Source organism: Lacticaseibacillus zeae DSM 20178 = KCTC 3804 (assembly GCF_000260435.1).
In the GTDB taxonomy this organism is placed as follows: domain Bacteria; phylum Bacillota; class Bacilli; order Lactobacillales; family Lactobacillaceae; genus Lacticaseibacillus; species Lacticaseibacillus zeae.
On the sequence record NZ_BACQ01000064.1, the window covers coordinates 37,480 to 50,118 of the forward strand.

General features: G+C 46.0%; 14 protein-coding genes and 1 pseudogene. 6 read left to right on the forward strand and 9 right to left on the reverse strand.

The features are described 5' to 3' along the window. Window positions 1-1,081 precede the first annotated feature (1,081 nt). The 6 genes from GSO_RS13295 to GSO_RS13315 form a co-directional block, all read right to left on the reverse strand. Window positions 1,082-1,729, reverse strand: a complete 648-nt coding sequence (locus tag GSO_RS13295) for a hypothetical protein (RefSeq protein ID WP_010493019.1) — start codon at window positions 1,727-1,729, stop codon at window positions 1,082-1,084. Next, window positions 1,719-1,928, reverse strand: coding sequence for a hypothetical protein (locus tag GSO_RS17905; RefSeq protein ID WP_152662804.1), 210 nt, complete (start codon window positions 1,926-1,928; stop codon window positions 1,719-1,721). The genes GSO_RS13295 and GSO_RS17905 overlap by 11 nt, the downstream gene beginning before the upstream one ends. Next, a complete protein-coding gene (locus GSO_RS18310; protein ID WP_010493021.1) occupies window positions 1,925-2,518 on the reverse strand; it encodes a hypothetical protein in 594 nt (197 codons plus the stop codon). Before GSO_RS18310 ends, GSO_RS17905 begins: the two co-directional genes overlap by 4 nt. Next, window positions 2,515-3,033, reverse strand: coding sequence for a hypothetical protein (locus GSO_RS13305; protein ID WP_010493023.1), 519 nt, complete (start codon window positions 3,031-3,033; stop codon window positions 2,515-2,517). The genes GSO_RS18310 and GSO_RS13305 overlap by 4 nt, the downstream gene beginning before the upstream one ends. Beyond that, window positions 3,023-3,670 (reverse strand): ABC transporter ATP-binding protein, encoded by a 648-nt coding sequence (locus tag GSO_RS13310; RefSeq protein WP_010493025.1) that lies wholly within the window; start codon window positions 3,668-3,670, stop codon window positions 3,023-3,025. Before GSO_RS13310 ends, GSO_RS13305 begins: the two co-directional genes overlap by 11 nt. Window positions 3,671-3,830: 160 nt before the next feature. Continuing rightward, window positions 3,831-4,259: a DUF2712 domain-containing protein gene (locus tag GSO_RS13315; protein WP_010493027.1), complete on the reverse strand. Its 429-nt coding sequence runs from the start codon at window positions 4,257-4,259 to the stop codon at window positions 3,831-3,833. A gap of 232 nt (window positions 4,260-4,491) precedes the next feature. On the opposite strand from GSO_RS13315, the pseudogene GSO_RS18470 reads away from it, so the two are divergent. The 4 genes and pseudogenes from GSO_RS18470 to GSO_RS13335 form a co-directional block, all read left to right on the forward strand. After that, a pseudogene (locus tag GSO_RS18470) lies at window positions 4,492-4,611 on the forward strand (DUF536 domain-containing protein); the annotation flags it as partial. 194 nt (window positions 4,612-4,805) lie between these two features. Continuing rightward, the gene (locus GSO_RS13325; protein ID WP_010493032.1) at window positions 4,806-6,149 is read left to right on the forward strand and encodes a glutamine synthetase family protein; all 1,344 of its coding nucleotides are present in this window, start codon (window positions 4,806-4,808) and stop codon (window positions 6,147-6,149) included. A gap of 70 nt (window positions 6,150-6,219) precedes the next feature. Further along, window positions 6,220-7,347 carry an amidohydrolase family protein gene (locus GSO_RS13330; RefSeq protein WP_010493033.1) on the forward strand — a complete coding sequence of 376 codons (1,128 nt, stop codon included), beginning with the start codon at window positions 6,220-6,222 and terminating at the stop codon, window positions 7,345-7,347. Between the two features lie 2 nt (window positions 7,348-7,349). Next, entirely contained in the window at window positions 7,350-8,705 is a 1,356-nt protein-coding gene (locus GSO_RS13335; protein ID WP_010493036.1) for an APC family permease, read from the forward strand. 64 nt (window positions 8,706-8,769) lie between these two features. Here the strand turns inward: GSO_RS13335 and GSO_RS13340 are convergent, their stop codons facing one another. After that, window positions 8,770-9,204, reverse strand: a complete 435-nt coding sequence (locus GSO_RS13340) for a MerR family transcriptional regulator (protein WP_010493038.1) — start codon at window positions 9,202-9,204, stop codon at window positions 8,770-8,772. A 226-nt stretch (window positions 9,205-9,430) separates the two neighbouring features. Between GSO_RS13340 and GSO_RS13345 the strand changes: the two genes are divergently transcribed. Continuing rightward, window positions 9,431-10,297: an aldo/keto reductase gene (locus GSO_RS13345; protein WP_010493040.1), complete on the forward strand. Its 867-nt coding sequence runs from the start codon at window positions 9,431-9,433 to the stop codon at window positions 10,295-10,297. On the opposite strand, the gene GSO_RS13350 is transcribed toward GSO_RS13345, so the two are convergent. Continuing rightward, on the reverse strand, window positions 10,294-11,316 hold the full coding sequence (locus GSO_RS13350) for a zinc-binding alcohol dehydrogenase family protein (RefSeq protein ID WP_010493042.1): 1,023 nt from the start codon (window positions 11,314-11,316) through the stop codon (window positions 10,294-10,296). The genes GSO_RS13345 and GSO_RS13350 overlap by 4 nt on opposite strands. A 122-nt stretch (window positions 11,317-11,438) precedes the next feature. Between GSO_RS13350 and GSO_RS13355 the strand changes: the two genes are divergently transcribed. Continuing rightward, window positions 11,439-11,783: a winged helix-turn-helix transcriptional regulator gene (locus GSO_RS13355; protein WP_010493044.1), complete on the forward strand. Its 345-nt coding sequence runs from the start codon at window positions 11,439-11,441 to the stop codon at window positions 11,781-11,783. Window positions 11,784-11,875: 92 nt separating this feature from the next. Here GSO_RS13355 and GSO_RS13360 read toward each other — a convergent pair whose 3' ends face one another. Then, the gene (locus tag GSO_RS13360; protein WP_010493046.1) at window positions 11,876-12,625 is read right to left on the reverse strand and encodes a sulfite exporter TauE/SafE family protein; all 750 of its coding nucleotides are present in this window, start codon (window positions 12,623-12,625) and stop codon (window positions 11,876-11,878) included. Window positions 12,626-12,639 lie beyond the last annotated feature (14 nt).

The following is a 12,639-nucleotide window of genomic DNA, read 5'->3' on the forward strand; positions in this document are numbered from 1 at the left end:
AGTCTCTAGAAAGAGGAGGCCAGAATCAATCTTAATGATTGGGTCTGGCGTCCTTTTTTGACATACTTAAATATAAAAGGCGTACCGGCTTCACCCCGATACGCAAGAAAACAGGCACCGCCATCGGGAACTTTCCCAGTTCTTGACGGTGATGCCTGATAATTTGAGACTACTTATGGCGCAGCCCCAAAAATGAGCCAGCTTTCTTAGAGAAGTTTTTCGACTTACTATGGGTGTGTCGAGTTAAATGACCTCAAAATAGGAAACTGACTGACATTTGTTCTTGTAGAGACCAGTTGCTATGCAGACTGAAAAGTACTTTGTTCGCTATGCAATGAGCGTTTGACGATAAGCCACCCGATTAAGATAAAATAACAAAAATTAATGAAGATGTTTTGGACATTTTCGTTTAGGCTGTACATTCCAGTGTTACCAATCAGAAATAGTGATTGAACTTTTGCATAAGAGAATATACCAAAGCAAATTAGAATCATTGCATATGTGGGACTTAGAAAAGTACCCAACATATAAAATAGACAAAGAGTCACATACACGCTAAAAGTTTGCGCAATTAGAGTGATAAGGTCAAAGCCCACAAAGTTAAATGCGCTCACAAAGCAAATCAAGCTCAGATTGACACTAAGCGTTAGTATGAAAAGACTGAGCAGGGTAGACAAACAGTATGAAACACGGTTGTCTATTCGTATTGCTACAAATAGTGACATCATTCGAGCTAAGGTAGATAATTCAGGGAAGATTATAATTATTGGAAGGAGGTATAATAGCCACCAACCATATTGCTGAGACATCCAAAATATAAGATTTCCATGTTCAGCGTATGGCGGCAAAAAGGCTATGTTACTGCCAGATAGCCTTTTTAAAAGTAACAGGATCAGACCAATAGTCCAAATGAAGGTGGAAAAGAAACGATGTTGGACTAAAATTATTTGAAGTTGTGCGCGCGATGTATTCAGAATAAAAACCTCCGGCAGATGCATACAACAGACAAGACTAGTAGAGGTTGCAACATAAACTAACATGCCGTGTATCGAAATCTTTTTGGCAGTATCGGTTTAAAAGCTTAGCGAATATCCATACTGTCGATTTGCATGCTTGCTGCAGCATTCATTACAAAAATGATGAGTGCACTAGATAATAACTTAATTCCGAAGTTTGCTTTTGTCCAGTCTACTGCAATTAAATAGTTGAGCTTGATCAAATAACCTTGATGGAATGCTGGGGTAAACGTAGCTATTAAGACCATGGCAGTACAAATTATGAATGGAAGGGGCCCATGGTATTTAAACAAGTAAAGCAAGAGGTCAAATATTAAAGCAATGGAAATCCCGTTGATGATATATACAAAAGTAAAGGTCAAGAAATCAACTAAGATGAAATGTTTTGAAAATAAGGCAACGACACCCCAATATACAGAAGCGAGTACGACAATTCCTGTGACATCTACCACCAAATTGATATGGTGAATAACACGATGCCTTTTTAGCCTTATGACTTCCTCTGGACGCAAAACTCCCTTATTTTGCCAACATGTTGTTACCACAAAAAGTAAGAAGGCGCTCTCCATATTGGGCTGTAAATAGTCCTGAACACGGATGGACGTATGCCCAAAGTTGCTCTCCTTCAGCAGTAGTAGGGTAGTTAAAGAAATGAACAGCAATAGCAGACTAGCCATTCCAATGGCTTTATCTTTTGTTAAGTTAAATCTCATCTTTTTTCACCACAATAATAGATAGAACTCCAATGATGATCACAAAGAAAACTGCGTTAGCCAAGATAGATACTTGAGTATAGGGACTATATCCTTGAGATGGAATTAAAAATATTGCAGAAGATGCTTCCGAAACACCAAATACTGATACAGTAATCCACTGAATAAGAAATGCAACAAACACTACAATGATTGTCAAACTTTTTTCTTGAAAATCAAGAACATGAGAAAAGAAATAATAGCGTAACCACCGCTAAACATAAATGTGAGTGCAATGTAACCGACAAGAAATGCAATTGGATGATTTAGAAAAATTTTGAAGTAGGAGCTTTCAGTTGGGATCACCTGGCCTTGGACGGTAAAAGGATCAATTATCATTCCTTGTTCTCGCACAAAAGCAACAAGAGAGTCAACAATTAACGGTAAGCTAGTAATTATCCCTCCAACCAAAAGCGCAGCTAGAGTGTTAGCAAGTAAATAATTATGCTTGTTAATGCGTGATTTTTCCAACAAATCACTGTGGTTATATTGTCGTTCTGCTACGAGCGTTACACCGGCTACTGAGGCTATGATTGGCAATATTAAATAATACAGCGAGGACAAAGATGAAAAATCAAATCCAATTATCATCTGGTACGCAGTAGGATTCGGATTCCATGGACCTCTGGTAATGTTAGAATTGAGCTGATGAAAGACAACAATGACAACGCCAATAGCAATCCATGACGTTATGAGTGAATCGTTTAGGAGACGTTGAATTTGTAACTTCGTATAACGGAGGGTTTTCATTTAACTTTGCCTCCTTTGTCGTTGTTATTCGGATGGACAACAAAGATGTTTCGGGAATGATTCGGGACCTTTGGATTATCAACAGATAAAAGTAATTGCGTATCTTGCTTTATCTGGGTCCGGACATAAAACAAGTACTGCCATCCTGTACTTGTTTTCGATGTGCCAGGTAAAATGGGCTGGTAAATTTGAGAGTTGTCAACATTTAGCGCAATATGAGCAGGAGATCCAGCATACTTAGTTATTGTCTGTATGAGAATATATGTGCCAGTTGCACGTTTGTTGTTATTCAGGACAACTTGATCGGCTTTTTTTAGGCTTTTTGGAGCATTTTTGCTTTGACTTGCTGAAAAAACACGCATCTGTGTCGTTTGTGTTAACGTTGCGCGCTGGTTCATCGGGATAACGTGTTCTCGATATTTATTGACTCTTGCGTTTGTGAATAATGCAAATGCAAAAAGGACGAGGATGATTGTCATTAACGATAACCAGATTGCTTTTGTTCTAGGATGCACGGGAACCACCTGCCTTTAGTTTTCCGTTCTCCAAATAAATTGTGTTGAATGACGGAAGGTCGATGCCTGCAATGTCATGTGTGGCTATAAGAACAGTGGAACCCTGAGAGACTGCACTTTTTACAAGATTGTTAAATAATTTAACGCCACTAATATCTAAACCATTAGTAGGTTCGTCAAGCAAAATCAGTCTTTGTTTTTCCATAAACGCCTGAACAATTCCTAATCGTTGACGCATTCCCAGTGAATATTTTGAGACTTTGACATCTTTATATTTCAACATATTCATTTTTTCTAAGTAATGATCAATGGCCGAGTCGGATACATGCTGATTAATGCTCGCTAGATAATGTAGGTTCTGGAACCCAGTATATGAATTTATGAAGCCAGGTGTCTCAATTAATACACCAATACTTTCTGGTAATTTTTGTCCAAAAAGAACTTGTTTACCATCGATAAAGACTTTTCCAGAATCAATTTTAATTAGTCCAGAGATAGCTCTCAAAAGCATGGTTTTTCCTGATCCATTGGGGCCTCGCAAAATTGTGCCACTAGACTTTGGAACACCGAACGAAATATTGTCGAGAACTTGTATTCCTTTGATGGACTTTGAAACGCCTTCAACGTTTAAATACATGGTCTACCTCCTTCTCTTTAGGGTGAATCGAGAATACAAAAATGCGTAAAACAAAAAGATCACGAAAACCCGCTTCTGCTCCTGCTGCGTGCTTGAGAAAACAGGCGTTTCATGACCTAATGATGCAAGTTATTTCCGGATGGATACTAAAAATTTACATTTAGACGCTGTCAGGACTCCAAGCCCCGGACGCGTGGAGCGAAATCCAGAGTGAACGGTCTTGCTCAATTGCAAGTCGAATTTCGACGGGCTTGTACCCTGCGTCCTCAAATGCATTGTTCCAAATGTAGTGGGCTTCTCCAGGTAGTGTGCGAGTTTTAGGGGAACCGCACTCTTTACCGTTTGAATATTGAACCCAAGCGTTTACACCTGTATTTGACCCGTTGTCATTTCGAATATAGGCGTAACTGCGATCATACTTCATACGCCCGCCTGTATAGGAATTTTGTTGATTGTTACCTAACCAAAATGACCAGGAAGTGTCGCCATGATTATTAGCGGAAACCGACTGACCGGGAAGAAAAGCAACTGCTAAACCAACCAAAAGAGCGGCGGTAACCACAATCTTATAAAGCGGCCCCTTCTTCATCTCCATAACCTCCTTATTTTAAACCCAATTAATTAACAATATGAACAACTACATAATATTAGATATGAAAGGGCTTGTCAACAATAATATTGAAAAAAAGCCGAGCTAATTGATCACATTTGCAGATCATAACAAAATATAAAATAAATTTTCAAAAGATAATTATAATCCTAACGTAAGAACTATTCAGAGATTAGCTTTTCATTATGATTGCTATCGTGGTGAGTGGTATATGGACAAGACTATAAAGCAACTAGCAACTGAGCTTGGTGTCAGTAAGCAGACGATTCAGTATCACTATCAAAGATTACCAGCAAATAGACGACAAAAAGATCAACAAGGTCGAAACGTTGCTTATCAGCCCGTTCTGTGGTGCGTTACAGACGACTTGCACTTGGTAGTCAACAGCTCCAAAAACAATTTTCAGAAAATCTTTTCTTTTACCAAGAATCATGTAAGATTGAAGCCGAGTAGCATTTACGAAACGGTAGTTGTTTAATGACACAATCGGGATTGCGGGTCAAAATGATATGAGGAGGCAGCTGAATGAACGATGAAGCCGTTATTGAGGAGTTAACGGAGAAACAGACCGAGCTGATTGAGTTTTTGTATGTGGACTATAACGGACTGACACGAGGAAAAGTGATTCCGCTGGCCAGCCTGAAAGCCAAGCTGGCTGACGGGATCGGCTTGACCAAAGCAACGCTGAATGTCAGTGAGCGCGACACCATTTTGCCGGTTGCCGACATGACACCGATTGGAGAATTGCGCTTGATCGGGGACGCTGCTTCGGCGCATGTGCTGCCTTATATGCCGCAAGTGGCAACCTTGATGGGCGATATTTATAATCTCGATAAAACACCTTATGCTTCCGATCCGCGCACCATTTTGAAACGGGTGGTTAAACAGCTAGCCGATGCAGGCTTCAGCGTGAAAATGGCTTATGAAAACGAGTTCGAGTTGTTCACCGGGGATAAGGATCATCGCGAACCGGCCATGCCGCGAGTTGCCTTTTCAACGGAGTCCATGGACTTTGCCTATCCGTTCATTCTTAAAACGATCAATCAACTGCAACAAGTCGGCATCATGCCGAATGCCTATTATCCGGAAGGCGGCATTGGCCAGCATGAATTGAGTATGTTGCCGCAGGATCCGGTGACCGCGGCAGACAATGAAGTGATTTACAAACGGATCATTAAAAACACCGCCAAAGATTTTGACTTGTATGCCTCCTTTGCGCCGAAACCACTGGTTGATTCGGCTGGCTCCGGCGCGCATATTCATTTATCGTTGTGGCGCGGACAAGAAGATGCCTTTTTCGATGCAGACGCGCCGATGCAGCTATCCAAGACCGGTCAGTATTTTGTCGGTGGCGTGTTGAAACATATTCAAGGCTTGCTGGCGCTGACCTGTCCATCGGCGAATTCTTATCAGCGGCTGGCTCCGGGACATTGGAGCAGCGCTTATGCGACCTATGGCAAGGACAATCGCGAGGCGGCGATGCGGATTCCATCGACGGCGTGGGGCGATCCGGCTAGCTCGATGAACATTGAGCTGAAGGCGAGCGATGCGACCGCGAATCCGTATTTGGCGTTTGCCGGCTTGCTGGCAGCAGGGCTGGATGGCATTCAGCACCAGACGCAACCGGGTGATTATTGTGATGTCGATCCGGCAACGTTAAGCGAGGCCCAACGCGATGAGATGGGGATTCACCGTCTGCCGCAGTCATTGAGCCAGGCAGTCGACGCGTTCGTGACCGATTCGCTTTTCCACGACGTATTCGGTCCGCAACTGATCGATGCTTACGCCAAGATCAAGCGTGAAGACGATCAATATTATTCGAAGTTAGCGTTAGAGAAAATTGCGGCATTGCACCGCGAGCTATATTGAATTGCAAGTTGAAGAACCAATTTCGGGCATCATCATGAATGGTGATCGCTGTGCATGAGGAGGAAGCATTTTGGACGACCTAACCGAGTTTGTCGACCAAGTCCCATTGTTGGACCATCACTGTCATTTCTTAATTAACGGGAAAGTGCCGAATCGTGACGAACGGTTGGCGCAGGTGTCGACGGAGGCCGACAATGATTATCCGCTCGCCGATACCAAAAACCGTTTGGCCTATCATGGCTTTTTAGCTTTAGCCAAGCAATTTGCCCTCGATGCCAAGCACCCGCTGGCGGCGATGAATGATCCGGGTTATGCCACTTATAATCAGCGTATTTTCGGCCACTATCACTTCAAAGAATTGCTGATTGATACCGGATTTGTACCGGATGATGCGATTCTCGACTTAGATGAAACTGCCAAGCTAACCGGTGTGCCGGTCAAGGCGATTTATCGGCTGGAAACGCACGCTGAAACATTCATGCTGAAGTCAGATAATTTTGCGGCGTGGTGGCAGGCTTTTAGTCAGGATATTCAACAGGCAAAGGCACATGGCTATGTCGGTTTTAAATCGATTGCGGCTTACCGCGTGGGGTTGCACATTGAATCGGTTAATCTCATGGAAGCCGCCGCTGGGTTTGATACCTGGAAGAACTCCGGCGTCAAACGGTTAACGTCCAAGCCGCTCATCGATTACATCCTGTACCATGCAGCGCCGTTGATTATGGCGCAGGATCTGCCGCTGCAATTTCACGTTGGTTATGGCGACGCGGACACGGACATGTACCTAGGTAATCCATTATTGATGCGCGATTTCCTGAATGCCTTTGCCAAAAAGGGACTCAAAGTGGTTTTACTGCATTGCTATCCGTATCATCGCGAAGCCGGCTATTTAGCCAGTGTCTTTCCGAATGTCTATTTTGACATTTCGCTGCTGGACAATCTCGGCCCCAGCGGCGTACAGCGGGTTTTTGATGAAGCAGTCGAACTGGCGCCTTACACAAGGTTGCTGTTTGCCTCCGATGCCAGCACGTATCCGGAAATGTATGGGTTAGCGGCGCAACAATTCAAGCAGGCACTGATCGGGCATTTTACCTCCCTGCCATTTGTCGATCTGGCGCAGAAAAAAGCTTGGATCAACGCGATTTGCTGGCAGACAGCGGCCAAGCTTTACCACCAAGAAGAGGAGTTTGTGAATTAGTTATGGAAAAACGCAAAAAATTAACCTTGCTTGAGGTCTTCGGACTCTCGATTGCGATGGTGGCGCCAACTGGGGCAATGTCATTTAATACGGCCAGTGCCGCGGCCAATGCCGGCATCAACATGCCAATCGCTTTTTTGCTTGGCGGCATCGGCGTCTTGTTTGTGGCGATTTCGTTTGTGGAACTGGGCAAGCGGATCCCCGGCGATGGCTCAGCTTATGCGTATAATGCCAAAGCACTTGGTGAAAAGGCCGGCTTCATTTCCGGCTGGCTATTGGTGTTGACGTACGTGACATTTGTGTTTAGTTCCGGCGCCATTGTCGGCAACTTTGCCAATGTCTTTCTCAGTCATTTAGGCGTACATCTACCGGTAAATCTCTACAACATTTTGGTTTTGTTGCTGGGTGGCTGGCTAAGTCATAAAGGCATTGAATTTTCGACGCGCTTGACACTGGTCCTTGAATTGCTGGCGGTGTTGGTTTTGAGTGTGCTGACGGTCGTGATTATTTTTTCCGGCGGCCGCAGTGGTAACTCGGTGCAGCCGTTGATTCCACAGCCGCATATGGCGACCGGTTTGGGGATGGGCATGGTGTTTGCGCTGATGTCCTTTGCCGGCTTTGAAGGCTCGGCGACGATTGCCCCGCGCGCCACGAATCCGCGTAAAGCGATTAGCATTGCCTTGCTGGGCGCCGTGAGCTTTGCGGCGATTTTCTATTTTCTTGTCAGTTACGCCGAAGTGATTGGTTTCGGTTCCGCGCATATTGGCGATCTTGCGAAAAGCACGGCACCTATGAATTTCCTGGCGACCCATTATCTGGGGACCAATGCAGCGATTTTCATGGACTTCGCGGCGATGGTCAGCTATTTTGCCTGCTATTTCGGGGCGCTCAATGCCGGCGCGTTCATGCTGGAGGCGTTAGGTAAAAGTGGCTACCTGCATCCGTGGCTGGCGGTAGAAAGTGGGGACAAGCAGACACCAACGCATGCGCTTGACAGCATTACCGGACTTGCATTGATTGTGTATGTTATCTTTGCGATCGGCCTGGGTGTGAGTGCCAGTGATATGTATAACTGGTTTGGCACGATCGGGATGCTAGGGCTACTGACGGTTTACGTGCTGGTGAATATTGGCGCGATCGTTTACTTCCGCAAAGACAAAGGCCGGTCGATGTTCAAACATGTGTTGGCGCCGGTGATTGGGATTCTCGTGCTCATCTATCCGATTTACACGAGTCTTTGGCCGATTCCGGCGTTTCCGATGAATACTTTTCCTTACATCGCCATCGTCTGGTTCCTGATTGGCCTATGGGTGGCGACCAAGCGGCGAAAAGTTGAGACGCGGTTGGAAGATTTTTGATTGGGTTGTGAGCTTAACTAAAAAATGCGCTTGACATGATGAGATGCCAGCGCATTTTTTAGTTTCATCGGTCTTGCTCGTTTGCCGTGGCTGCCGTATGCGCGGTGCCGGTTTTGACGTACTTTTCAGTGCCGTCTGCAACGGCTTGGCGATAATAGTGTTGCTTGTATTCAATCGTGTTGAGCGTTTGTTCCAGTTGTTGCATCTGGTTTTCGACCGCGGTGTGGAGCTGATTAAAGAAGTTCAGCCGCTTGATGAGGGTGGCGTCGCCTTCAAGATTCCACTGCATAAACGTGCGGATGTCCTTAATTGACATACCTGCTGTTTTGAGGCAATTGATCATTTCCAGTGCGCTAAGATTCTGGGCGGTAAAACACCGGACCCCTGCTTGATCTTTTTGCAGATCAGGGATGAGTCCTTCCTTATCATAGTAACGAATGGTCGGGATAGACAGATGGGTGATTGCGGCAACTTCGCCGATGGTATATGAAACTGACATGAAAGCCTCCATGTTTCCTTACTAGATGACAAGACATATTGCAAAAAGAAACGACTTGCCCTAAAGTCGACTTTAGGGGATAAAGTGAGTGTAGCACGTAAGCCGATTGATGCAAAATTGCGTTTATCGGTCTTTTTTATGCCCTTGTCGGCGGGAAAATGCTGTTATGCCAACATCGCACGTGACAAGCAACGTGCAGTAATTTTTTAAAAGGAGTGAGGACATCTTGTTGGAAGAGACTTATACGTTAACGAATGGGGTCAAGATTCCAAAAATCGGCTTTGGCACCTGGATGATTGATTCGGATGATGCCGCGGCAAAGGCCGTTCATGAAGCAATTGATGTCGGTTACCGCCATATTGATACGGCAGAGGCTTATGGTAATGAAGCCGGGGTTGGCGAAGGTGTGCGGGCATCCGGTGTGCTGCGTGAAAATATTTTCGTCAACACGAAGCTTGCGGCCGAGATCAAGGATCACGACACGGCCGTCAAAGCTATTGACGGCTCGCTTGAGAAGCTTGATCTGGAATATGCGGACATGATGATCATCCATGCGCCGAAACCATGGGCCAAATACGATGAACCGGAGCGGTACTTCGAAGGAAATCTGGAAGCCTGGCGGGCATTGGAAGAAGCTTATAAAGCCGGCAAATTGCGCGCGATCGGAGTTTCCAATTTTGATCCCACCGATCTCAAGAACCTGCTGGATCATGCTGAAATTGCCCCAATGGTTGATCAGGTTTTAGCGCACATTACCCAGACACCGTTCAAAACGATTGACTTTGCGCAAGAGCACCAGATATTAGTCGAGGCCTATTCGCCGTTCGGCCATGGCGAAATGTTCAAGAATAAGGATATCCAGAAAATGGCGGCTAAGTATCAAGTCTCCGTTGCACAGTTGGGCATGCGCTATCTGCTGCAGCTGGGCCTACTGCCATTGCCAAAAACCGTTAACCCGGACCACATGAAGGCTAATGCAGAGGTCGATTTTACCATCAGCGATGATGATATGACGGCGCTGAAGCAGATGAAGCCGCTAACCAATTATGGCAAGTACCAGTCATTCCCGGTTTACAGTGATCGATTGAGCTAAGCCCACGGACCGGCAACAACGACCTTGCCAATCATGTGACCGGATTCGACCAGTGCATGTGCCTTGCGCAAGTTGGCTGCATTCAACGGCTGCAGTGTCTTGGTTAACGTGCATTGAATCGTGCCGTCATTGAGTAAGCTGGCAACTTTGTCGAGAATGATCCCTTGGGAAGCGAGATCATAACCATACCAAGACTTGGAAAACATCCACTCCCAGGCAAACGTGGCTCGCTTTTTTGTCAACTTTTGTAAGTCAATACCGCGCCGATTTTCCGTAATGGCCGCAACCCACCCGTCAGGACGAATCATGGTGGCAATTTCGTTCCAGTGTTCGTCTAGATGCGAGAGGTTGAGGATGTAGTCAACATTTTTGAAACCGGCCGCTTTTAACTGTGGCGGTAATGGCTGACGGTGATTCAAAACATGATCGGCGCCATGTTCCAGTACCCATTTTTGTGACTCCGGGCGTGAGGCAGTGGCGAGGACCTGCAGGCCAGCGAGGTGGGCAAGTTGCGTCGCCATTGAGCCAACCCCACCTGAGCCGTTAATGATCAAAATGGCATGCTTACGATTTTCCTCTTTGTTATCAAGTGGAATGTGCAGTTTTTCGAACAGCGCTTCCCATGCGGTGAGACTGGTCAGTGGCATGGCAGCGGCTTGGGCATCGGTGAGCTTAGCCGGAGCGTGACCGACAATCCGCTCGTCAATCAATTGATATTCGGCGTCACTGCCGGAACGTTTGTAACTGCCGGCGTAGAATACGCGATCGCCTACGTGGAAACGGGTAACGTCCTGGCCCACAGCCGTCACAATCCCCACGGCATCCCAACCAATGATCTTCGGCTGGGCAAGGCGGGCATGACCTGCGCCACGCGTTCCGGTATCGACCGGATTCACCGAAACCGCCCGGACATTCACTAATAAGTCGTGGCCTTCTGGGGTTGGCTTTGGTAGCGTCAAATCTTCTAAACTATTTTCCTGTTCAATTGGTAAATGCTGCGTAAATCCAATGGCTTTCATCAAAATGACTTCCTTTCGATTGCTTGCTTAACTTTTCACCTTGTATGTTAGCCAGCATGCACTAACATAGTAAGTGAACAAATTGTAAGTAACTTGTAGGAAAGCAACGAGGGGGCCTTGTGATGGATCGTGAAATTTATAATTGTGCTGAAGGATGCCCGGTTCAAAATACGGTTGATCTGATTTCGGGAAAATGGAAGAGCGTCATTCTTTATCATCTCTTTAAAAGGGATGCCACCCGCTTCAGCACGCTGAACAAGGCCATTCCTTCAGTGACCCAGCGCATGTTGGCATTACAGTTGGCGCAACTTGAAGCTGACGGGATTATCGACAAGAAAGTCGGCGATGAGGATGGCCGCGCCACGGAATATGGTTTAACTAAGTTAGGCCAAACATTGGCGCCGGTGATCGACGCCATGGCAGCCTGGGGTAAGTTTTATCAGACGCAGCAGGCTGCGCTGGCATGAACGGCAACGACATATTTTCTTTTATTCATCAACCAGTTAAGCAAAAAGGCATCGCCGGTTTTTTTCGGCGATGCCTTTTTGCATCTTTTGAATTAAAGATAAGCCTGATAAAACAAAACAACCGCAAGCCCGATTGCGAAAATTCCAACCGCCGTTTTGATCACGTGCGATGGAATCAAGCGGACAATGATCGGACCGAGAAAGCCGCCTGCGAACAAACCGATGCAGACCGGAATTAGAACCCACCAGGCAATCGGCATCGAGAAGATGAACATGATTGATGTGACCGTATTGTTCACAAGCGATGCAAGGTTGCGCATGGCGTTGTAAGTTGCATACGGACCTGCGACGATGCGCGACAGTACCGCGATCATTAACAGTCCGGCACCGGCGCCAAAATAACCGATATATAACCCGACGAGCATAATCAGCGCATAACCAAACCCTTGGGCAAGTTTGCGATGGGTAGCCTGATCGGGATCTTTTTTCGGTGTCAGAATCATGACCCCAGCCAGGAAAATAATAAACGGAACGACTCTTTTGAAGCTGGCATTGGAACTGTGGATTAAGATAAGTGCACCTAAGACGCCACCAAGGGCATTAAGCAATGTGATGAGTAGCGCTTGGTGCCAGTGGCCTTTTAATTCCCGCCGCGATGAAAGCACCGACGAAGATCCACTGAACAAAAGGCCGATCGTGTTGGTTGCATTGGCCGTGATCGGCGGAATGCCGACCGACAGCAGCATTGGGTAAAGCGTGAGCGCCGCCATTCCTACCGTACCATTGAGGATACCGGCAATTAGGCTCATACCGAGTAAATACAAAATTGTTTCGAGCGTCATAAGCTCGCCTCATT